Source organism: Acidovorax sp. GW460-11-11-14-LB4 (genome assembly GCF_059423685.1).
The window spans coordinates 1-20,247 of the sequence record NZ_JBWKYJ010000024.1; the positions used below are offsets into that span (position 1 = coordinate 1).

The 20,247-nt window shown below is 61.9% G+C and carries 20 protein-coding genes, 2 tRNA genes and 1 pseudogene; 13 read left to right on the forward strand and 10 right to left on the reverse strand.

All coding sequences use genetic code 11. The features are described from left to right. The 6 genes and pseudogenes from AC07X4_RS11025 to AC07X4_RS11050 form a co-directional block, all read right to left on the reverse strand. A pseudogene (locus tag AC07X4_RS11025) lies at positions 1 to 194 on the reverse strand (energy transducer TonB); the annotation flags it as partial. A 103-nt stretch (positions 195 to 297) separates the two neighbouring features. Continuing rightward, positions 298 to 570 carry a (2Fe-2S)-binding protein gene (locus tag AC07X4_RS11030; RefSeq protein WP_056063825.1) on the reverse strand — a complete coding sequence of 91 codons (273 nt, stop codon included), beginning with the start codon at positions 568 to 570 and terminating at the stop codon, positions 298 to 300. A 136-nt stretch (positions 571 to 706) separates the two neighbouring features. Next, positions 707 to 1,849, reverse strand: coding sequence for an alpha-hydroxy acid oxidase (locus tag AC07X4_RS11035; protein WP_494740083.1), 1,143 nt, complete (start codon positions 1,847 to 1,849; stop codon positions 707 to 709). 115 nt (positions 1,850 to 1,964) lie between these two features. Continuing rightward, positions 1,965 to 2,657, reverse strand: coding sequence for a Fe2+-dependent dioxygenase (locus tag AC07X4_RS11040; RefSeq protein WP_494740084.1), 693 nt, complete (start codon positions 2,655 to 2,657; stop codon positions 1,965 to 1,967). Positions 2,658 to 2,723: 66 nt separating this feature from the next. Continuing rightward, positions 2,724 to 4,946, reverse strand: a complete 2,223-nt coding sequence (locus AC07X4_RS11045) for a TonB-dependent receptor (protein WP_494740110.1) — start codon at positions 4,944 to 4,946, stop codon at positions 2,724 to 2,726. 270 nt (positions 4,947 to 5,216) lie between these two features. Continuing rightward, a complete protein-coding gene (locus AC07X4_RS11050; RefSeq protein ID WP_015014555.1) occupies positions 5,217 to 5,537 on the reverse strand; it encodes an SWIB/MDM2 domain-containing protein in 321 nt (106 codons plus the stop codon). Positions 5,538 to 5,972: 435 nt separating this feature from the next. Between AC07X4_RS11050 and rraA the strand changes: the two genes are divergently transcribed. Continuing rightward, entirely contained in the window at positions 5,973 to 6,494 is a 522-nt protein-coding gene (gene rraA, locus AC07X4_RS11055) for a ribonuclease E activity regulator RraA (RefSeq protein WP_056063808.1), read from the forward strand. Between the two features lie 76 nt (positions 6,495 to 6,570). Here rraA and AC07X4_RS11060 read toward each other — a convergent pair whose 3' ends face one another. Next, positions 6,571 to 7,482, reverse strand: coding sequence for a DMT family transporter (locus AC07X4_RS11060; RefSeq protein WP_494740111.1), 912 nt, complete (start codon positions 7,480 to 7,482; stop codon positions 6,571 to 6,573). A 93-nt stretch (positions 7,483 to 7,575) separates the two neighbouring features. Here AC07X4_RS11060 and AC07X4_RS11065 point away from each other — a divergent pair, with 93 nt between their 5' ends. The 12 genes from AC07X4_RS11065 to AC07X4_RS11120 all read left to right on the forward strand — a co-directional run bounded on the left by AC07X4_RS11065 (position 7,576) and on the right by AC07X4_RS11120 (position 18,493). Next, entirely contained in the window at positions 7,576 to 7,998 is a 423-nt protein-coding gene (locus tag AC07X4_RS11065; RefSeq protein WP_494740085.1) for a gamma-glutamylcyclotransferase family protein, read from the forward strand. Between the two features lie 252 nt (positions 7,999 to 8,250). After that, complete coding sequence (gene aceA, locus AC07X4_RS11070; RefSeq protein WP_494740086.1) at positions 8,251 to 9,582, forward strand: isocitrate lyase; 1,332 nt, start codon at positions 8,251 to 8,253, stop codon at positions 9,580 to 9,582. A gap of 316 nt (positions 9,583 to 9,898) precedes the next feature. Next, positions 9,899 to 11,818 carry a threonine--tRNA ligase gene (thrS, locus tag AC07X4_RS11075; RefSeq protein WP_494740087.1) on the forward strand — a complete coding sequence of 640 codons (1,920 nt, stop codon included), beginning with the start codon at positions 9,899 to 9,901 and terminating at the stop codon, positions 11,816 to 11,818. An 80-nt stretch (positions 11,819 to 11,898) separates the two neighbouring features. Beyond that, complete coding sequence (gene infC, locus AC07X4_RS11080) at positions 11,899 to 12,507, forward strand: translation initiation factor IF-3 (protein ID WP_082522461.1); 609 nt, start codon at positions 11,899 to 11,901, stop codon at positions 12,505 to 12,507. 183 nt (positions 12,508 to 12,690) lie between these two features. Further along, positions 12,691 to 12,894, forward strand: coding sequence for a 50S ribosomal protein L35 (gene rpmI / locus AC07X4_RS11085; protein ID WP_008904041.1), 204 nt, complete (start codon positions 12,691 to 12,693; stop codon positions 12,892 to 12,894). Between the two features lie 26 nt (positions 12,895 to 12,920). Then, the gene (gene rplT, locus AC07X4_RS11090; protein ID WP_005795139.1) at positions 12,921 to 13,280 is read left to right on the forward strand and encodes a 50S ribosomal protein L20; all 360 of its coding nucleotides are present in this window, start codon (positions 12,921 to 12,923) and stop codon (positions 13,278 to 13,280) included. A gap of 101 nt (positions 13,281 to 13,381) precedes the next feature. Beyond that, positions 13,382 to 14,434, forward strand: coding sequence for a phenylalanine--tRNA ligase subunit alpha (gene pheS, locus AC07X4_RS11095; protein ID WP_056063795.1), 1,053 nt, complete (start codon positions 13,382 to 13,384; stop codon positions 14,432 to 14,434). 72 nt (positions 14,435 to 14,506) lie between these two features. Then, positions 14,507 to 16,954, forward strand: a complete 2,448-nt coding sequence (pheT, locus tag AC07X4_RS11100) for a phenylalanine--tRNA ligase subunit beta (protein WP_494740088.1) — start codon at positions 14,507 to 14,509, stop codon at positions 16,952 to 16,954. A 25-nt stretch (positions 16,955 to 16,979) separates the two neighbouring features. Further along, the gene (locus AC07X4_RS11105) at positions 16,980 to 17,306 is read left to right on the forward strand and encodes an integration host factor subunit alpha (protein WP_056063789.1); all 327 of its coding nucleotides are present in this window, start codon (positions 16,980 to 16,982) and stop codon (positions 17,304 to 17,306) included. 97 nt (positions 17,307 to 17,403) lie between these two features. Continuing rightward, the gene (locus AC07X4_RS11110) at positions 17,404 to 17,838 is read left to right on the forward strand and encodes a MerR family transcriptional regulator (protein WP_099730505.1); all 435 of its coding nucleotides are present in this window, start codon (positions 17,404 to 17,406) and stop codon (positions 17,836 to 17,838) included. A 30-nt stretch (positions 17,839 to 17,868) separates the two neighbouring features. Continuing rightward, positions 17,869 to 17,945 (forward strand) — tRNA-Pro (locus tag AC07X4_RS11115). 236 nt (positions 17,946 to 18,181) lie between these two features. After that, entirely contained in the window at positions 18,182 to 18,493 is a 312-nt protein-coding gene (locus AC07X4_RS11120; protein ID WP_494740112.1) for a single-stranded DNA-binding protein, read from the forward strand. An 81-nt stretch (positions 18,494 to 18,574) separates the two neighbouring features. Here AC07X4_RS11120 and AC07X4_RS11125 read toward each other — a convergent pair whose 3' ends face one another. From AC07X4_RS11125 to AC07X4_RS11135, 3 genes are all read right to left on the reverse strand, one after another. Then, positions 18,575 to 18,757, reverse strand: coding sequence for a hypothetical protein (locus AC07X4_RS11125; RefSeq protein ID WP_056063784.1), 183 nt, complete (start codon positions 18,755 to 18,757; stop codon positions 18,575 to 18,577). A 382-nt stretch (positions 18,758 to 19,139) separates the two neighbouring features. Beyond that, positions 19,140 to 19,215, reverse strand: a tRNA-Thr gene (locus AC07X4_RS11130). Positions 19,216 to 19,226: 11 nt separating this feature from the next. Beyond that, complete coding sequence (locus AC07X4_RS11135) at positions 19,227 to 20,234, reverse strand: class 1 fructose-bisphosphatase (protein WP_436075023.1); 1,008 nt, start codon at positions 20,232 to 20,234, stop codon at positions 19,227 to 19,229. Positions 20,235 to 20,247 lie beyond the last annotated feature (13 nt).

Genomic DNA, 20,247 nt, shown 5'->3' on the forward strand with positions numbered 1-20,247 from the left:
GTGACCTTGGGCGGGGCGGGCGGCGCGATGAATTCGCTGAGCAGTTCGGCCGGCACGATCACCTCGGCCGCCTTGCGCACCAGGCCGGACTGCAGGGCCCAGATGCCCGCCACATGCAGCGCCACCACGGAGCCGACGATCACGGCATTGCGGCTCACACCGCCAGGGGGGGCGAAACGATCAGGGTGAGACATAAAAAGAAAGGAAGGGCAGCGCCGCCCCTAGCATAGGGCGGACGCTGCCGGGTAAACCCGGATTATTTGCGAAAGATCCACCAGGCCGAACCTGCGACCAGGATCAGGCTGCCTGCGAGGGTAGAGAGGAGTTCCATGACTTGCTTTCCAGGATGGAGCTGGCAAGCTGGATCGTCTGCGGCGCCGCATCGTTGCGCAAGGCGGCTACCGGGTTCGAGACACTGCACTGCGCCACCACGTCGCGGGCGCAGCTTTCGCAGCATCCGCATTGGGTGGCCACGCCCAGTTCGAACTGGATCTCATCGAAGCTCATGCCAGCACGGGCATGGCGGGCAATCTCACGGTCCGAAACCCGGCGGCAAACACAGACGATCATGGCGGCAGGCAGTGTGGCTGGCTGTTGAAAGGATGATTGAGATTATAAATACGAATCTATCGCATTTGCAATAAATCATTCCTGCCGACAGGGGGAAGGCGCACCTGCCCGTGTGGAGCTGCCGATACCCCGGGCCTCAGATCTCGCCCGCCGCGGGCTCGTCGCGGCCGTCCAACAGCGCGGAAGTCGCTTCGGCAAGGGTGGAGCAGCCGGTCAAGGCCATGGCGACCTCCAATTCGTCGCGCAGCAGGCGCAGCACATGGGCCACGCCCGCCGCCCCCGCATTGGCCAGGCCCCAAATGGCAGGGCGACCCACCAGCACGGCGGAGGCGCCCAGCGCCATGGCCTTGAGCACATCGGTGCCGCGCCGGATGCCGCCGTCCACCAGCACCGGCACCTTGCCCTGCACAGCCTTCACCACACGGGGCAGCGCGGTGGCGGTGGCAGGGGCCGTGTCCAGCGTGCGCCCGCCATGGTTGGACACGATGAGGCCCGCAGCGCCCAGCGAAACGGCCTGGCGCGCGTCGGCGGGGTGCAGCACACCCTTGAGCAGCACCGGCAGCCGGGTGATGGATTGCAGCCACGCGATGTCGTCCCACGTGGGCGCATGGTGGAGCAGGCCGTCGAACAGGGCGCTCTGGCCGGGGCCCAATGCGGAAGGGGCGGGTGCCTGCAGGCCTGCCAGGTTGACGGGGCCCACGCCGGGCGGAAGCCGAAAGCCCGCACGCCGTTCGCGGTCGCGCACGCCGCTGGTGGGGGCATCCACCGTGAGCACCAGGGCCTCGTAGCCGGCCGCTTCGGCACGCTGCACCAGTGCCTGGGTGAAGCCACGGTCGGGTTGCAGGTAGAGCTGAAACCACAGCGGGCCGCGCCCCGGGTCGGGCAGGACGGCCTGGGCCACGCTCTCCAGCGACACGCTGGCCTGGGTGCTGAGCACCACGCCCGCGCCCAGCGCCGCTGCGGCATAGGCCATGGCCAGTTCGCCGTCGGGGTGCGCCAGGCGCTGGAAGGCCACGGGTGCGAGCAGGATGGGGTGCGCCAGCGTGCGGCCCAGCAGGGGCACCCGGGTGTGCCCACCCGCCAGCGGCCGCAGCACGCGGGGCCACAGGGGCAGGGCGTCCCAGGCGCTGCGGTTGGCGTGCAGACTGATCTCGTCGGCCGCGCCGCCGCTGAAGTACGCCCAGGCGTTGTCGTCCAGCTGCGTGCGCGCGTGTTGCTCGTGGTCGGCCAGGGTGACTAGGCCCGGGGGGATGGTGTGGCGTGCAGGAAATTGGGTCATACAAACAAAAATAGCACCAAGCGATAGTGGATCATGCGCTGGGTGCTATCAAAATAATAGTTTTTGCGGGGTGTCTCATACCCCCGGTCGCAGCCGTGGGGTAGGGGTCTGCGGTTCACACATCGGCCCACATGCGCAGCAGGTTGTGGTACGTGCCCGACAGCGCGATGGCCGACGGGTCGGTGTCGCCGTGGGTCTGGCGCAGCTTGAGCAGGGCCATGTCCATGTCGAACAGCAACTGGCGTTGCTCCAGCCCGCGCACCATGCTCTCCACCCAGAAGAAGCTGCTCACGCGGTGCCCGCGCGTGACCGGCGCGACCTGGTGCACGGTGCTGCTGGGGTACAGGATCATGTCGCCCGCAGGCAGCTTGATGCGCTTCTCGCCCAGGGCTTCGGCAATCACCAGTTCGCCACCGTCGTAGTCGTCGGGCGGCGTGAGGAACAGCGTGCACGACAGGTCGCTGCGCACCCAGCAGCTGTCGGCGCGGGAGTGCATGACGGCGCTGTCCACATGGTTGCCATAGTAGTTGGCGCCATCACCATACTTGTTGAACAGCGGGTTGTAGATGCGGCGCGGCAGCGCGGCCGAAAAGAAGAGGGCGTTGCGATTCAACGCGGCCTTGACCAGGCCCTGGAGCTGGGCGGACAGCTCGCTGGCTTGTGCGAGCTGCAGGTTGTTTTTCTGGTGCACCGCCTGGCCGCCCGCGCTGCGGGCGCCGTCCACCCAGGGGGCGTCGGCCGCCCAGAGCTTTTGCCGGGAGAACGCGACCTCGTCGGCGGTGAGAACGTCTTGGATGTGCAGGAACATGGAGCCATTGTGAACCGGCCCCGGGCAGTGCCGGGGCCGGTTCATTCGAGGGACTTCAGAGGTGCGTCAGAAGCGTGTCTTCAGCGTCAGCTGCACAGCGCGCGGGGCGCCGGGCGTGTAGAAGCCGCGGTACAGGCCTTCGGCATACGTGCGGTCGAACAGGTTGCTCACGTTCAGCTTCAGCGAGGTCTTGTCGTCAAACGCGTACTCGGCCATGGCGTCCACCACCGCAAAGCCGCTGGCGTACACGGCGCGCGAGCCCTCGGGGTTCTGCTTGGCGCGGTATGTCAGGCCAGCACCCACACGCAGCTTGGAGGTGACGGCGTAGGTGCTCCACACGCTGCCGCTGTGCTTGGGCGTGAGGCCGGGTCGGTCACCCTGCACCTGCGCGCCGCCGCCGTTGGCGGCCAGCACCACGTTGCTCTTGTCGATCTTGGCCGACGGGATCCAGGTGTGGTTGAAGAACAGTTCCCATTGGGGAGTGAGGCGGCCCGCTAGGTTGAACTCCATGCCGGTGGCGTGGCGCTTGCCCGAGAGCAGTTCTTGCGCGGCAGCGGTGTCGGGGTCGGTGTTGCGCTCGTTGTACTTCTGGCTGTAGAAGGCAGCCACGCCCAGCAGGGCGCGGCGCTCGAACAGCTCGAACTTGCCGCCGACTTCGATGTTGCGGCTCTTTTCTGGGTCGGTGTTGGCGGTGCGCGCCGTGGTGGTGCCGGGGTTGCCAAACTGGTAGGTGTCGCCCGAGGTGTTGTACGAAGTGCCGTACGACAGGTAGTACGAGGTCAGCTCGTCAGGCTGGAAGATCATGCCAACGCGGGGGCTGAACAGGCTGTCGGAGCGCGAGTTGCTCAGGCTGCCTGCGGCGTTGTGGTACGCGGCGCGGAAGTTGTCGTAGCGCAGGCCGCCGACGAGCTTGAGCGTGTCGCTCAGCGAGACCGTGTCCTGGAAGTACAGGCCCAGGTTGCGCGATGTGAACGTGTTCCACTGCACCGGCGCACGGCCGTCGGCCACCCACGCGCCGTCGTTGGGCGTGCCCACCGTGGTGGTGGGGCGGGTGGTGGTGTTGGCGTAGTTCTGGTTGCGCTTGGCGTCGTCGTCGTAGTAGTCCACGCCGGTCAGCACCGCGTGCTTCTTGCCACCCCAGTTGTAGGTGTTGCTGTAGTCGCTTTGCACCTGCAGCACATTGCTCTCGCCCACGCGGCCCTTGGAGCCACGGGTCAGCACGGTGTTGCTGTTGATCTGGTCCAGCGTGATGGCGCTGTTCTGGAAGCCGATGGTGCTGGCCAGCAGGTCGCGCTCGTACTTGCCGTAGCGCAGGCGCGTGGTCAGCTCGCCGCTGTCGTCAAAGCGGTGGATGTGGCCCAGCGTGAAGTACTGCGATGTGGTGTCGTTGTGGTCGCTGGCCAGGCCGTAGTACTTGCCGGCTTCCAGCGGCATGTTGATCTTGCCGTCGGCCGAGAGGCGCCAGGGGTGGTTGTAGAGCGGGCGGCCCTTGGATTCGAGGTAGTACAACCCGACGGAGAACTCGTCGCGCGTGCCGATGCCCCAGGCAAAGGTGGGTGCAATGCCGCGCTTGTCCTGCTTGGCACCGTAGTTGTCGTACTCCTGCACCATGGCGTTGAGGCGGAAGGCCGAGTTCTCGCCCGTCACCCAGTTGAAGTCGCCGGTGGCGCGGTGGTACTTGCCGGTGCCCAGCGTGTAGCCGGCTTCGTGCTGGTCGATCAGCAGCGGGTACTTGTTGACCTGGTTGACCACGCCGCCGGTCGAGCCCTTGCCGAACAGCATGGAGGCCGAGCCCTTGAGCACTTCGATGCGGTCGTTGTTGAAGGTGTCGCGCTCGATCAGCGGGGCGTCCTTCATGCCGTCCACGTAGATGTCGCCCGCCAGGCCCAGCGAGAAGCCGCGCAGGCGCACGTCTTCTTCACCGGTCTCGCCGGACTGGAAGGTCACGCCCGCCGTGGTGCGCAGCACTTCGCGGAAGTCGTCCTGGTTGCGGTCGTTCATCAGCTTTTCGGTGAACACCGTCACGGACTGGGGGATGTCCTTGATGTCCTGCTTGCCCTTGCCCACGGTGGTCTTCTTGATGAGCAGGGTGTCCTTGCCCTGGACTTCAGCGGCTTCCTTCACCGTCACGGTGGACAGGGTGGTCTCGGACGTGCCGGTCTGCGCCATGGCGCCCATCGAGGCGGCCAGCATCAGCGCGCCCAGTGGCAGCAAGGCCCTGTCGGATTGCGAAGCCTGGGGCAACAGGGTGGCGGGAGAAGCAACGAATGCGGGAGAAGAACGCAGCATGCCGCTGCGGCGCTGGGCGCGAGATTTAGCCAAGAGGGCCTCCGTCAATAGGGGTGTGCAGGTGGCGCGCAGGGGCACCAAGAGCAGGCGAGAGGCAGTGGCTAGATCAACATGGCTGTGCGTCGTCGTGCAGCTTTATGTTACATCAAATGCGGGTCATTCTCATTTGCATTGATGCGGGCGCGCCACACTTCGACAGGGTATGGGCGTAAAAAAACCGGCAGAGCCGGTTCTTTTACGGGTGCGACGCGGGTCGCAAAGCGCCAGGGCTTACTTGACGTGCTTGCCGATCAGGCCAGCCAGTTCAAACATGGAGACCTGGGGTTTGCCGAACAGCTCCTTGAGCTTGGCGTCAGCGTTGATGTTGCGCTTGTTGGTGGCGTCCTGCAGGTTGTTGGCCTTGATGTAGACCCACAGCTTGCTGATGATCTCCGTGCGCGGCAGAGGAGCCGAGCCCACCACAGCGGCCAGCGCGGGGCTGGGCGTGAGCGCCTTCATGAAAGCGGCGTTAGGGGTCCGCTTCTTGGCGGGTGCAGCGGCCTTCTTGGCTGCTGGGGCTGTGGTTGCCGGAGCTTTTTTTGCAGTTGCCATGTTGGGTTGTCCTTGTTGGGAATAAATTTTTACCAGCGAAAACGACGCTTTCCCACTGGCAGGCTGATGCTAATGGGAAAAAAACGCGTTTCCAAGGGAGAAACGGCTTTTTTTGCCTCGATTTGTAGCGGTGGCGCCGCGCACCCCGCAGCAATAGGCCGCCAAGGCGCGCCAGGCTTGACAAACACGCGGCAAAGGGCGGGTTTCAAGTGCGGTTCCCCGGGGGCATCTTCTGGGTGCGGCGTTGGGCACCGCGTCTGTGGTGGCTGCTGCTGCAGCACAATCTTGCACAACAGATTTGCCGCTCAACGAACGCGGCTCGCCCGCAGGCGTGTGCCGCAGCGAGGGGGCGTTCGGTGTGGGGTTCGTGCTCGCCGCTGCCGTTGGGGCGGGTTTGATTGTTGGAACCGTTTGATTGACTGAAAGGATCTTGGAATGGCTGCAGCTTCGCCTCTTCCCCTCACGCCGTTTGCCACCTGCGACTTTTGTGACGTCCACAAGGGCGACACCAGCGGTGCGTTCCGCGTGCTGCCCCCGGTGTTCCAGAGCTTTGGGGGCGTTGCCGCGTTCGCGGGCCCCGTCACCACCGTCAAGTGCCACGAGGACAACACCCAAGTCAAGGCGGCTGTCGAGTCAGCAGGCGAGGGCCGGGTGCTGGTGGTGGATGGCGGCGGTTCGCTGCGCCGGGCCCTGGTGGGCGGCAACCTGGCGGCAGCCGCCGCCCGCAATGGCTGGGCCGGCATCGTGGTGGACGGCTGTGTGCGTGACGTGGCCGAGCTGAACGCGGAAGCCGTCGGCATCCGCGCGCTGGCGCTGATGCCGCTGCCCACCGAGCGGCGTGGCGAGGGGCAACGCGATGTGGCTGTGTCGATCCAGGGCGTGCCCGTGCGCCCCGGCGACTGGCTGTATGCCGATGCCGATGGCATCGTGGTCAGTGCGCAGCCCTTGCACGGCTGAGTCCGGCCTTCTCTGGTTCTGCCCAGTCTGTCCAGTCCCCGTGGTGGGATGGTGAAGACGGTTGCCGAAGGGCCAGTCAGCCGGCGCTGCCGCTCCGCCGCCCTACGCGCAGCGCCGCGCGCGAGGGCAGGGTGGCCAGCAACACGCTGGCCAGGGCAATGACAAAGGCGACCAGTTGCAGGCCAGTCAATACCTCGCCCAAAAACAGCACGCCCACCAGCGCAGCACTCACCGGCAGCATGACCGAGAAAACACCGCCTTGCGCAGCGGGCACGGCCTTGAGCCCGGTCATCCACAGCCACACCGTCCACATGCAGGCGGCCAGCGCATAAAACAGCAGCAATAGCCAGGTGCCCCATCCCACCGAGGCAAACGGGAAGTCCAGCGCGAAGTACAGGCCAAACGGTGTCGTCAGCACAAAGCCCCACAGGTTGATGAGCGAGGTGATGCGCTTGGGCCCCAGGCTGCCGGTCAGCTTCTTGCCGATCACCGTGTATGCGGCCTCGCAAATCACTGCCCCCAGCAGCAGCATTTGGCCCCACCAGGCATGGTTTGCAGTGTTTTTGGCTCCAAGCGCAGGTTCCATATGCGCTGCGTGCTCTGGTTTTGATAGTGAGAACAGGGCAATGCCAATCACCGCACAAAGCACCGCCATCCAGGTGCGAGGCGCCACCCGTTCACCCAGAAATGCCCATCCCAACAATGCCACGGCTGCAGGAATGGCTGCCATGGTCACCCCTGCCGAGACCGCGTCGGTCAGGCTCACGCCATAGATCATGCAGATGGTGAACAGAAAGTTGCCCAGAAAGGACTCCAGGAACAGCAGCCGTTTGGTCTGCGGCGTCAGTGGCGGCTCGTTGTCGGGCTTCTTGAGCCAGTGCAGCATGGCGATGCCCCCGATGCCAAAGCGCATCCAGGCCAGCAAGAGCACGGGCAGCACGGCTGCCAAGGGTTTGGAGAGTGCCACATAACTGCCCACCAGCGACATGCTGAGGGCCAGGCACACATAGGCGAAAGGGCGGCTGGGAGCGGGCGTATTCACTAGACTGGGGCGCTGTTCAATCAAAAACGACTGCGCATCATGCCCGAGCCTTCTTTGCCTGCTGGCACCCCACGCCATGTGTTTTTATACGGCACCTTGCGCCGCGGTGGGTCGAACGACATCACGCGCTTGTTGCCTGCGCCACACTGGGTGGGTTTTGCGCAGGTGCCGGGAGTGTTGTTTCACCTGGGGGCTTATCCGGGCATGACGCTGGGTGGCGATCAGCCGGTGCATGGCGAGGTGTACGCCATCGAGCCTGCGCTGGAGGGAGTTCTGGATGCCATCGAAGGACTGGGCGGAGATGACCCGACCGACGAATACCTCAAGCGCGAGATCGTGGTGACAGTTGAGGGCCAGCGGCTGTCTTGTCTGGTGTACGAGATCCATCCCCGATACACAGAGGGCGCACGCCGGATCGAACATGGCGACTGGCTCAGGGCAGTTGGCACTGCGCCCGCTTGAATTATCACAATACGAAAGTTAAATTTCTTGATGTGGAATGCGATAGATGTTGCATTGCCGCAATTTTTCTCGATATGAGAAATCAATTTCTGTATTGAGAAATCACGTGGTTAAGTGGTTGTTTTGAAAGAAGAAAATTTATCTCTTCTATAAGACATAAGAGCTTGCGCAAGTCTTATAGAAGACTTAAAGTTGTCTTCAAGGGCGGCACACAGCAGCCCGGCGTTTTCAACCAACCCCTGGAGTGATCTCATGCCCCAATCCCTCAACGAACAACTGAGCCGCGAACAGCAAATTGCCGCCCTGGAAAAAGACTGGGCGACCAACCCCCGCTGGAAGGGTGTGAAGCGCGGTTACTCCGCTGCCGACGTGGTGCGTCTGCGTGGTTCGCTGCCCATCGAGCACACGCTGGCCAAGCGCGGCGCCGAAAAGCTCTGGGACAAGATCAACGGCGGTGCCAAGAAGGGCTACGTCAACGCTTTCGGCGCCATCTCTGCCGGTCAAGCCATGCAGCAGGCCAAGGCTGGCCTCGAAGCCGTGTACCTGTCGGGCTGGCAAGTCGCCGCTGACGGCAACACATCCGAAACCATGTACCCCGACCAGTCGCTGTATGCGTATGACTCGGTGCCCACCATGGTTCGCCGCATCAACAACACCTTCAAGCGCGCCGACGAAATCCAGTGGGGCCGTGGCATCAACCCCGGCGACAAGGAATTCATCGACTACTTCCTGCCCATCGTGGCCGACGCTGAAGCCGGCTTCGGCGGCGTGCTGAACGCCTTCGAACTGATGAAGAACATGATCGCTGCAGGTGCAGCCGGCGTGCACTTCGAAGACCAACTGGCTGCCGTGAAGAAGTGCGGCCACATGGGTGGCAAGGTGCTGGTGCCTACGCAAGAAGCCTGCGAAAAGCTGATCTCCGCACGTTTTGCCGCTGACGTGATGGGCGTGTCCACCATCGTGCTGGCCCGTACCGACGCCGAAGCCGCCAACCTGATCACGTCCGATCACGACGCCAACGACAAGCCTTTCCTGACCGGCGAGCGCACGCAAGAAGGCTTCTACCGCGTGAAGAATGGCCTGGAACAAGCCATCAGCCGTGGCGTGGCCTATGCCCCCTACGCGGACCTGGTGTGGTGCGAAACCGGCGTTCCAGACATCGGCTTTGCCCGTGAGTTTGCACAAGCCGTGCACGCTGCCTGCCCCGGCAAGCTGCTGTCGTACAACTGCTCGCCATCGTTCAACTGGAAGAAGAACCTCAACGACAAGCAGATCGCTTCGTTCCAGGAAGACCTGTCGGCTCTGGGCTACAAGTACCAGTTCATCACGCTGGCCGGCATCCACATCAACTGGTTCAACACCTTCCAGTTCGCCCATGCATACGCTCAGGGCGAAGGCATGAAGCACTACACCGAAATGGTGCAAGAGCCGGAATTCGCAGCTCGCGAAAAGGGCTACACCTTCGTGTCGCACCAGCAGGAAGTGGGCGCAGGCTACTTCGACGACGTGACCACGGTGATCCAGGGCGGCTCGTCCTCCGTGAAGGCCCTGACGGGTTCGACCGAAGAAGAGCAGTTCCACTGATCTGCGGGGCTCAGCGCCGCTTCGTTGTGGCGCCAAATGCACTCGAAAAAGCCCGAAGCAGATGCTTCGGGCTTTTTTTCTGGGTGCTAGGGTTAAAATCTGGCGAAATTCACTGCACAAGAGCGAGAAAGGCAATCTGGTTATGACACCGCGAACTACATCGGAGATGTTGACCGGCCGTTGAGGCTGGCTGTTCGCGCCTGCACGAGATTGCACACACCTCCAAAAAGCGCGGACCTGTTCCGCGCTTTTTTGTTTTACGGGCCTGGCACGTGCCCGCACCCATTGCACTGATCACAGAGAAAGAGTTGCTCCCATGATTCACATCACGCTTCCCGACGGTTCACAGCGCGAGTTTCCGGGCCCCGTCACCGTGGCCGAGGTGGCCGCCTCCATTGGCGCCGGTCTGGCCAAAGCCGCCCTGGCGGGCAAGATCGGCGACAAGGTGGTGGACACCAGCTACCAGATCACGGCTGACAGCGCGCTGTCCATCGTGACGGCCAAGGATGCGGATGGCCTGGAGGTGATTCGTCACTCCACCGCTCACTTGCTGGCCTACGCGGTCAAGGAACTGTTCCCTGACGCGCAGGTCACTATCGGCCCGGTGATCGAAAACGGCTTTTATTACGACTTTGCCTACAAGCGCCCCTTCACGCCTGAAGACCTGGTGGCGATTGAAAAGCGCATGGCCGAACTGGCATCCAAGGACGAGCCCGTGGTGCGCCGCGTGCTGCCGCGTGACGAGGCCGTGGCGTATTTCAAGGGCCTGGGTGAGCACTACAAGGCCGAGATCATCGCAAGCATTCCCAGCAACGAAGACGTGAGCCTGTACCGCGAAGGCAATTTCGAAGATCTGTGCCGCGGCCCCCACGTGCCCAGCACCGGCAAGCTCAAGTTCTTCAAGCTCATGAAGGTTGCGGGCGCCTACTGGCGTGGCGATCATCGTAACGAGATGCTGCAGCGGGTCTATGGCACGGCCTGGGCTACCAAGGATGAGCTGCAGCAGTATTTGACGATGCTGGAGGAGGCAGAAAAGCGCGACCACCGTAAACTCGGCCGCGAGTTGGATCTGTTCCACATCGACGAACACTCGCCTGGCACAGTGTTCTGGCACCCCAAGGGCTGGACGGTGTGGCAGGAGGTGGAGCAGTACATGCGCCGCGTGTACCGCGACAACGGCTACCAGGAGGTCAAGGGGCCGCAGATCCTGGACCAGGGCCTGTGGGAGAAAACCGGGCACTGGGACAAATACCGCGAGAACATGTTTGTCACGGAGTCGGAAAAGCGCGACTACGCGCTCAAGCCGATGAACTGCCCTGGGCACATCATCATTTTCAAGCAAGGTATCAAGAGCTACCGCGACCTGCCTTTGCGGTTTGGTGAGTTCGGCCAATGCCACCGCAACGAGCCGACTGGGGGGCTGCACGGCATCATGCGCGTGCGTGCATTCACACAGGACGACGGCCATATCTTCTGTACTGAAGACCAGATCCAGTCCGAAGTCGTGGCGTTCACCACGTTGCTGCAGAAGGTTTACAAGGACTTCGGGTTCACGGACATCATCTACAAGCTGTCCACACGGCCTGAGAAGCGAATCGGTAGCGAGGAAAGCTGGGACCGTGCCGAGAACGCCTTGGCTGAGGGTCTAAGGGCATCCGGTTGCGATTTTGAATACCTGCCCGGAGAGGGCGCCTTTTACGGTCCCAAGATCGAGTACACGCTCAAGGACGCGCTGGGGCGCCCCTGGCAGTGCGGCACGATTCAGGTGGATCCGAATATGCCCGAGCGCTTGGACGCAGAGTTTGTGGGTGAAGATGGCGCCCGCCATCGGCCCATCATGCTGCATCGCGCCATCGTTGGTAGCTTGGAGCGCTTCATTGGCATTCTGATCGAGCAGCACGCGGGGGCCTTGCCTACATGGCTCGCTCCCGTGCAGGTTTCGGTGCTGAACATCACTGACGCTCAGTCCGATTACTGTCGTGAAATCGCAGCAAAACTGCAAAAAGCGCTGCCCAATCAAGGCCTTAGGGTGGCCCTGGATCTGCGCAATGAGAAGATTACGTATAAAATACGGGAGCATTCGATGCAAAAGCTGCCCTACATCCTCGTCGCAGGCGACAAGGAAAAGGCAGCCGGCGCCGTCGCAGTGCGAGCCCGGGGTAATCGTGATCTCGGCGTGATGTCGGTGGATGCGTTCATTGAATTGATCGCTAACGACATCGCCACCAAAGCCTGATTTTGAACACAAAACTGCTTTGCCGCTCGCGGACTGTGCGGAAGTAGCTACTTTATTTGTAGCATTTTGATTCAAGGAAGATAGCCATCGCTACTGAATTTCGTGATCGTCGCCACCGGGAAGAGCGCAAGCACCGCCTGAACCGTGAAATCATGGCCCCGGAAGTCCGCCTGTCCGGGCCGGACAACGAGCCTTTGGGTGTTGTCAGCCTCATGGAGGCCTTGCGCATGGCCGGTGAGCTGGACGTGGATCTGGTGGAAATCGCCGCTACGGCGAATCCGCCGGTATGCCGCCTCATGGACTACGGCAAGTTCAAGTACCAAGAGCAAAAGCGTGCGGCAGAAGCCAAAGCCAAGCAGACGGTCATTGAGATCAAGGAAGTCAAGTTCCGCCCCGGAACGGACGATGGCGACTACAACATCAAGATGCGCAACATTCGCCGCTTTTTGGCGGATGGCGACAAGTGCAAGATCACGCTGCGGTTCCGCGGTCGTGAAATCACGCACCAGGAACTCGGCTTGGCTTTGCTGAACCGGATTCGTGACGAGTTGGCTGACAGCATCATCATTGAGCAGTTTCCTAAGTTGGAAGGCCGCCAGATGATCATGATGATTGCTCCGGGCAAGAAGAAGCCCGCGGCCAAGCCAGCGGCTGAAGGCGCGGCCCCAGCAACGGGTGCGGCGGCGTAGGTTTGCCAATCAGTGTCAGATTTTGAGCGCCACGCCCGAAGGGGCGGGGTGTTTGAAAAGGCGGGGCTTTCGAGCACTGCCGACCGGAAGGTGAAAGCCTTTCGATAAAAGTGGCTCGGGGCCAACAAGTTTGCAGATCGGTTTGCAAACGCCTCACGAGCACAACGAAAAAGGAGCATTCACATGCCCAAAATGAAGACCAAGAGCAGCGCGAAAAAACGTTTCCGCGTTCGTCCAGGTGGTACCGTCAAGCGCGGTCAAGCCTTCAAACGTCACATCTTGACCAAGAAGACCACCAAGAACAAGCGCCATCTGCGTGGTGCGGTTGCTGTGCACGAGACCAATATGGGCTCGATTTCACAGATGCTGCCCGGCATGGGCGTTTAATTTACTGACGAACAAGGAGTACATACATGCCTCGCGTCAAACGTGGTGTAACGGCCCGTGCCCGTCACAAGAAAGTTCTCGCCCTTGCCAAGGGTTTCCGTGGTCGCCGCGGTAACGTCTTCCGTATCGCCAAACAGGCGGTAATGAAGGCTGGGCAATATGCCTACCGTGACCGCCGCACCAAGAAGCGCGTGTTCCGCCAGTTGTGGATCGCCCGTATCAACGCCGCTGCCCGTGAACTGGGCCTGACCTACAGCCAGTTCGCCAACGGCCTGAAGAAGGCATCCATCGAGATCGACCGCAAGATGCTGGCCGACCTCGCAGTGCACGACAAGGCTGCCTTTGGCAGCATCGTGGAGCAAGTCAAGGCCAAGCTGGCTGCTTGAGTTCACGATGAGCGGCTATCGTTCTGATAGCTGCTTGCGCAATAACAGCAAGGGCTAGGGCTTGAAAAGGCACTAGCCCTTGTTCATTTTCAAGAGTCGATATGAACGAGTTGGATTCCCTGGTCGAGAGCGCGACGCAACTGTTTGCCCAAAGCGCAACCCCTGCTGACCTCGAAAACGCCAAGGCGCAGTTTCTGGGCAAGTCAGGTCGCGTGACCGAGCTCATGAAGGGCATGGCGCAGCTGTCCGTCGAGGAAAAGAAATCCCGCGGCGCAGCCATCAACGTTGCCAAGCAGGCCATCGAGGCTGCACTGACCGCTCGCCGCCAAGCTCTGGCCGATGCCGAACTTCAATTGCAGCTCAAGGCCGAAGCACTGGACGTGAGCCTGCCAGGCCGTCAGCGCGGGCAGGGGGGCTTGCACCCGGTGTCGCTCACGCTTGAACGCATCCAGGGCATCTTCGGTTCCATGGGTTTCGACGTCGCCGAAGGCCCCGAGATCGAGACCGACTGGTTCAACTTCACAGCATTGAACACGCCGGAAGACCATCCTGCGCGTTCCATGCATGACACGTTCTATGTGGAGGGCGGCACTGCCACCGCTCCCAACCTGCTGCGCACACACACCAGCCCCATGCAGATCCGCCATGCGGTCCAGCATGTCAAAAAGCACCGGGCTGCGCTCGATGCCGGTCAGGCTATGCCCGAGATCCGCGTCATTGCACCCGGCCGTACCTACCGCGTGGACAGCGACGCTACGCACTCGCCCATGTTTCACCAGTGCGAAGGTCTCTGGATTGGTGAGAACGTGAGTTTCAAGGACCTGAAAGTCATCTTCACGGATTTCTGCCGTACGTTCTTCGAGAGCGACGATCTCGTGTTGCGCTTCCGTCCCAGTTTCTTCCCGTTTACAGAGCCCAGCGCCGAGATCGATATCCAGTTCCAGACGGGCCCGCTGGCAGGTCGTTGGCTCGAAGTGGCTGGCTCGGGCCAGGTGCACCCCAACGTGGTGCGCAACATGGGTCTTGACCCTGAGAAGTACATCGGCTTTGCATTCGGCATGGGACCCGACCGCCTGACCATGCTGCGCTATGGCGTCAATGACCTGCGCCTGTTCTTTGACGGCGACATCCGCTTCCTGTCGCAGTTCCAGTAAAGCCCGCCGACTTCGCGCCGTGCGCGTGCCCTGTGGCCGTGCTGCGCACCTTCCGTACAAGAGTGTCCGACTATGCAATTTCCTGAATCCTGGTTGCGTGAGTTCTGCAACCCCCCTTTGACGACGGCCGAGCTGGCCGAAACGCTGACGATGGCCGGCCTCGAGGTGGAGGAGCTGCGCCCCGTGGCCCCGCCTTTCACCAAGATCGTGGTGGGTGAGATCAAGGAGGCGGTACAGCACCCAGACGCCGACCGCCTGCGTGTGTGCCAGGTGGACGTGGGGCAGGACGCCCTGCTGAACATCGTTTGTGGTGCGCCCAATGCCCGCGTGGGTATCAAGGTGCCTTGCGCACTGGTGGGTGCCGAGCTCCCGCCGGGTGACGATGGCAAACCTTTCCTCATCAAGGTGGGCAAACTGCGCGGTGTGGAAAGCCAAGGCATGTTGTGCTCCGCCCGTGAGCTCAAATTGTCAGAGGACCATGGAGGCCTGCTGGAGCTGGATGCCTCAGCCCCCGTGGGCCAGGACATCCGCGAACACCTGAACCTGGACGACACGCTGTTCACGCTCAAGCTCACGCCCAATCTTGCGCATTGCCTGAGCGTCTATGGCATCGCGCGAGAAGTGTCCGCATTGACGGGTACGCCGCTAAAAAATCCATCGTTCCCTGCCGTGGCCGCAAAGCTGAAGGACAAACTGCCCGTCAAAGTGAGCGCGCCTGACCTGTGTGGCCGTTTCTCCGGCCGTATCGTGCACAACGTGAATACGCGGGCTGCCACGCCTCAGTGGATGCTCGATCGCCTGGCACGCTGTGGCCAGCGTGGTGTGTCGCCGCTGGTAGACATTTCCAACTATGTGATGTTTGAGTTGGGACGTCCTTCGCACATTTTTGATCTGGACAAGATCCATGGTGGCCTGGACGTGCGCTGGGGAAAGCCGGGTGAGCAGCTGAAGCTGCTCAATGGCAACACCATCACGGTGGATGACAAGGTGGGCGTGATCGCCGATGACAGCCAGGTAGAATCGCTGGCGGGCATCATGGGCGGAGACGCCACGGCGGTGTCTGATGAAACCCGGCACATCTATATCGAGGCGGCTTTCTGGTGGCCCAAGGCGGTGGCAGGCCGTTCGCGCCGCTTCAACTTCTCGACGGATGCCGGCCATCGTTTTGAGCGCGGCGTGGATCCGAGCCTGACGGTGGAGCACATCGAGCGCATTACCCAACTCGTCATCGATATCTGCGGTACGGCCGATACAGCATGCGGCCCTATGGACGACCAAGTGGTGAACTTGCCTGTGCCACAGCCTGTCACGCTGCGCGTGGCGCGTGCTGCCAAGGTCATCGGCATGCCGCTGACGCAGGTGCAATGCGCCGACGCGCTGACCCGCCTGGGTCTGCCGGTGGTGCAGGGCGAAGGTGCGCTCACGGTCACGCCGCCGTCGTTCCGTTTCGATATCACCATCGAGGAAGACCTGATCGAAGAAGTGGCCCGTATGGTGGGCTACAACAACCTTCCGACCACTCCACCGCTGGCACCCATTACGCCCAAGCTAGCGCTCGAGGCCACGCGCAGCCCGTTTGCGGTGCGCCGTTCGCTGGCAGCCCTGGGGTATCAGGAAACGATCAATTTCAGCTTTGTGGAGGAGCGTTGGGAGCACGAGCTGGCTGCCAACCCGCAACCCATCAAGCTGCTCAATCCGATCGCAAGTCAGATGAGCGTGATGCGCTCGACTTTATTGGGTTCTCTGCTACAAGTTTTGAAGTTCAACCTGGACCGCAAGGCCGAGCGGGTGCGCGTCTTCGAACTGGGCCGTGTGTTCCTGCGCGACGGCGGCGTGCGCAACACCGACACCACGGTCGAAGGCTTTCACCAGCCCATGCGCGTGTCGGGCTTGGCGTATGGTCCGAACGACATGCTGCAGTGGGGTCGCAAGGACCAGGCCATCGACTTCTTTGATGTGAAGGGGGACGTGGAAGCGCTTCTGGCCCCCCTGCGCGCAACGTTCGAGCCCGGCACCCACCCCGCCATGCACCCTGGCCGTTGCGCCCGCGTGCTGGTCGATGGGCGTGCCATGGGCTTCGTGGGCGAATTGCACCCCCAGTGGCGCCAGTCGTGGGACCTGCCTCAGGCGCCTGTGATGTTCGAACTGGAGCTTGACGCCGTGCTGCAGCGTGTGGTGCCTCAGTTCAAGCAGGTGACCAAACACCAGGCTGTCGAACGAGATTTGGCCGTGGTGGTGGCAGAGCGCGTGACGCACGCCGACATCATGGGTGCGGTAGAGCAGGCCGTCCCGGGTGGCATGCTCCGCTCTGCCGTGCTGTTTGACGTGTATCGGCCCAAGGCGCTGCGGGCGGGCGAAGAGGCGCCTGCGGGTGGCTTGGCCCCCGGCGAGAAGAGCTTGGCCGTGCGCCTCACTCTGGGGCGCGATGAAGCCACGCTCACTGAGGCAGAAATCGACGCAGCGATGCAATCCGTGATCACTCAGTTGACGCAGCGCACGGGCGCCCGTCTGCGGGTGTGATGATGTCCAAGGGGAGTGACGAGCCATGATCGAATTCGCAGTTGAAAGCCTGGAAACACCGGCACTGACCAAGGCGCAGTTGGCGGATCTGTTGTTCGATCAGATCGGCTTGAACAAGCGCGAGTCCAAGGACATGATCGATGCCTTCTTCGACTTGATTGCCCAAAGCCTTGTCGAAGGCAAGGACGTGAAGCTTTCGGGGTTTGGTAACTTTCAGATCCGCACCAAGGCTCCCCGTCCCGGGCGCAATCCACGCACGGGCGAGGCCATACCCATCAAGGCGCGTCGCGTGGTGACTTTCCATGCCAGCAGCAAACTCAAGGAGCAGATTCAGACGGCCGCTGTTGCGTGAGTTTGTGCTGTTTTTGTTGCCAAGATGTTCTTGGTGGCTGGCGGTGCAGGCTGGTCTGCAGTACGCTTGAAAGCTTTCCCGTTTGAACACGCATCTCATGGGCACCACCCTCCCTTCCATTCCCGCCAAGCGATACTTCACGATTGGTGAGGTTGCGGAGCTGTGCGGCGTCAAACCGCATGTTTTGCGTTACTGGGAGCAGGAGTTCACGCAGCTGCGGCCCATGAAGCGGCGTGGCAACCGGCGTTATTACCAGCACCATGAGGTGCTGATGATTCGCCGCATCCGTGATCTGCTGTACGACCAGGGCTTCACCATCAGTGGAGCGCGCAATCGCCTGCAAGAGCTTGCACATGCTGCGCGAGAAGTTGTTGGGTCGGACGAGGCTTCTCTGTCGCAGGACGCAGAGCCACCCAGCATGCTGGTGGACAGCGCGCGCGACCTTTCCATCGTTGCTGCGGGCTTCTCTCTGGACTCCAACGCAGTGCGCCAAGAATTATTTGAAATTCGTGCGCTACTTTCTCTGAACTGAGCTTTTTTCTGCATATAATCTAAGTCTTGTCGGCGTGTAGCGCAGCCTGGTAGCGCACTTGCATGGGGTGCAAGGGGTCGCGAGTTCGAATCCCGCCACGCCGACCATTGATAGCAAAAGCCCAGAGCCGAAAGGTTCTGGGCTTTTTTGCTTTTCTCCTCCGCTGGTTTTAACGGCGTCAGCGTTGCGGTTCGGTGGTGGCGCATTGCTCCATGCACACACTGTGCTTGCGTGCCGTGCGTGCGGCGACGTCAGGCGCCCTTGCCGGTGGCATCGGCAGTGCAGTGATGACGGGGCCAGGGAGGGGCGCAACAATACGCCCACGATGGGCATGGAGACCTTCATGATTGATGGCTTGGTAGCCGGACGGCTTTACGGTGAGGCGGAGCGCCGCACGGACAAAGCGGGCAAGGCCTACACACTGGCGAAGGTGAGAGCCAGTACGGTAGAGGGCGAAGTGCTTTTCATCAACGTCATCGCCTTTGACGAGGGTCTCTGCGCGTCACTTCACCAGTTGCGCGACGGTGATTCAGTGGCGCTTTCTGGCAGCTTGAATCCTCGTGTCTGGGCGGACAAACAAGGCAACGCGAGGCCCGCGCTGGATATGGTGGCACACCGGTTGATCAGCCTGCCGCTCTCTGGTATCGAGCAGTAGGCATATGCGGCGCAAGCTGTGCCATGGGATGACACGCGGAGCAGGGCGGGCCCACAAGCGCACCCGGACCGGGCGCTGTACCTAGCCTGTCTTGCGAGGGTTGCCTTTGGGCGTGGGCGCAAAGCCCAATGCCTTGAGCTCATCCTCGCTCATGTGTAGCTCTGTCAATTCGGGCTGGCGCGCCTCGATGGCTCGGCGCCGCTCGAAATTGGTGGGAGGACCTTTTTCTTCCTGGCGGCGATCCTTGCCAGTGCGGCGGTCCATGCTGCCTCTGCGTTCGACACTCATGATGGTGCTGGTTGTGGAGGTGTGAGACTTTGGTGTGTGGCCTGTCGTCAGTTGACCGGGCAACCTGTGGTGGCAAGTTGAAGCGCACAGTCTGCATCAGTTGCCGATGTTTGCAAACACCTAAGCTGCCATCTGGCGGGCGCAACACACGCGCGACACCATTGTTGACGATGGGGGTGGGCGCACCGAGTGGCGGCCCCCCCTGTTGGCAGCGCTGTATCGCATGTCCCGGCAGTGGGTTGATCTGCGCCACCCACTGGTCGCACCGCCTGTTCTTGTTGTCCAGTGGTGGGCTGGGTTGTTGCTCCGGAGCCGCCAATGAAAAAGCCCTGACTCTTGCGAATCAGGGCTTTTCATTTGGTGCCGGAGAGATGAATCGAACACCCGACCTTCTCATTACGAATGAGCTGCTCTACCGACTGAGCTACACCGGCTTAGCCTTGGATTATAGCGTGGAATGGTAGCTGGTCACGCGTTCCACCTCATTTTTTGAGCCGAGGATCACGCTGACGCGCTCATGGAGCTGGGTGGGCTGGATGTCGAGGATGCGTTGCTTGCCATTGGTGGCAGCACCACCGGCTTGTTCTACCAGCCAGCCCATGGGGTTGGCCTCGTACATCAGGCGCAGCTTGCCGGGCTTGTTGGGCTCGCGTTTGTCCCACGGGTACATGAAGACGCCGCCACGGGTCAGGATGCGATGCACGTCGGCCACCATGCTGGCGATCCAGCGCATGTTGAAGTCCTTACCACGCGGGCCTTCCTTGCCCTGCAGGCATTCCTCGATGTAGCGCTTCACGGGCTCGTCCCAGTGGCGCATGTTGCTCATGTTGATCGCGAATTCTTTGGTGTCCTCGGGGATGCGCACGTTCTCCTCGGTCAGCACGAAGGAGCCCTGTTCGCGGTCGAGGGTGAACATGGCCACGCCGTCGCCCACGGTGAGCACCAGGGTGGTCTGCGGGCCGTAGATGCAGTAGCCTGCGGCCACTTGCTGGGTGCCGGGCTGCAGGAAGTCGCCTTCCTCCACGCCACGGTCACCATCGGGCTTTTTCAGCACGCTGAAGATGGTGCCGATGCTCACGTTCACGTCGATGTTGCTGGAGCCGTCGAGGGGATCGAACAGCAGCAGGTATTCACCTTGCGGGTAGCGGTTGGGCACCAGGTAAATGCCGTCCATTTCTTCAGACGCCATCGCCGCCAGGTGGCCGCCCCATTCGTTGGCCTCGATCAGCACCTCGTTGGCGATGATGTCGAGCTTTTTCTGGATTTCGCCCTGCACGTTTTCACTGCTGGCCGTGCCCAGCACGCCGCCCAGTGCGCCCTTGTTCACGGCGTGGCTGATGCTTTTGCAGGCGCGGGCCACCACTTCCAGCAGCAGGCGCAGTTGCGAGGGAATGAGTCCGTCCACCCGTTGTTGTTCAACAAGGTAGCGGGTCAGGCTGATGCTTTTTGCCATGTCAGTCTCTTCT

Excerpts from the sequence above, each read along its gene's own strand:
- AC07X4_RS11110 (WP_099730505.1), top strand. The coding sequence starts at position 17,404 with ATGGGCACCACCCTCCCTTCCATTCCCGCCAAGCGATACTTCACGATT.
- AC07X4_RS11105 (WP_056063789.1), top strand. The coding sequence starts at position 16,980 with ATGATCGAATTCGCAGTTGAAAGCCTGGAAACACCGGCACTGACCAAG.
- rraA (WP_056063808.1), top strand. The coding sequence starts at position 5,973 with ATGGCTGCAGCTTCGCCTCTTCCCCTCACGCCGTTTGCCACCTGCGAC.
- AC07X4_RS11135 (WP_436075023.1), bottom strand. The coding sequence starts at position 20,234 with ATGGCAAAAAGCATCAGCCTGACCCGCTACCTTGTTGAACAACAACGG.
- AC07X4_RS11125 (WP_056063784.1), bottom strand. The coding sequence starts at position 18,757 with ATGGACCGCCGCACTGGCAAGGATCGCCGCCAGGAAGAAAAAGGTCCT.
- rpmI (WP_008904041.1), top strand. The coding sequence starts at position 12,691 with ATGCCCAAAATGAAGACCAAGAGCAGCGCGAAAAAACGTTTCCGCGTT.
- thrS (WP_494740087.1), top strand. The coding sequence starts at position 9,899 with ATGATTCACATCACGCTTCCCGACGGTTCACAGCGCGAGTTTCCGGGC.
- pheT (WP_494740088.1), top strand. The coding sequence starts at position 14,507 with ATGCAATTTCCTGAATCCTGGTTGCGTGAGTTCTGCAACCCCCCTTTG.
- AC07X4_RS11065 (WP_494740085.1), top strand. The coding sequence starts at position 7,576 with ATGCCCGAGCCTTCTTTGCCTGCTGGCACCCCACGCCATGTGTTTTTA.
- AC07X4_RS11120 (WP_494740112.1), top strand. The coding sequence starts at position 18,182 with ATGATTGATGGCTTGGTAGCCGGACGGCTTTACGGTGAGGCGGAGCGC.
- AC07X4_RS11050 (WP_015014555.1), bottom strand. The coding sequence starts at position 5,537 with ATGGCAACTGCAAAAAAAGCTCCGGCAACCACAGCCCCAGCAGCCAAG.
- AC07X4_RS11040 (WP_494740084.1), bottom strand. The coding sequence starts at position 2,657 with ATGTTCCTGCACATCCAAGACGTTCTCACCGCCGACGAGGTCGCGTTC.
- aceA (WP_494740086.1), top strand. The coding sequence starts at position 8,251 with ATGCCCCAATCCCTCAACGAACAACTGAGCCGCGAACAGCAAATTGCC.
- rplT (WP_005795139.1), top strand. The coding sequence starts at position 12,921 with ATGCCTCGCGTCAAACGTGGTGTAACGGCCCGTGCCCGTCACAAGAAA.
- pheS (WP_056063795.1), top strand. The coding sequence starts at position 13,382 with ATGAACGAGTTGGATTCCCTGGTCGAGAGCGCGACGCAACTGTTTGCC.
- AC07X4_RS11045 (WP_494740110.1), bottom strand. The coding sequence starts at position 4,946 with ATGCTGCGTTCTTCTCCCGCATTCGTTGCTTCTCCCGCCACCCTGTTG.
- AC07X4_RS11030 (WP_056063825.1), bottom strand. The coding sequence starts at position 570 with ATGATCGTCTGTGTTTGCCGCCGGGTTTCGGACCGTGAGATTGCCCGC.
- AC07X4_RS11060 (WP_494740111.1), bottom strand. The coding sequence starts at position 7,482 with ATGTCGCTGGTGGGCAGTTATGTGGCACTCTCCAAACCCTTGGCAGCC.
- AC07X4_RS11035 (WP_494740083.1), bottom strand. The coding sequence starts at position 1,849 with ATGACCCAATTTCCTGCACGCCACACCATCCCCCCGGGCCTAGTCACC.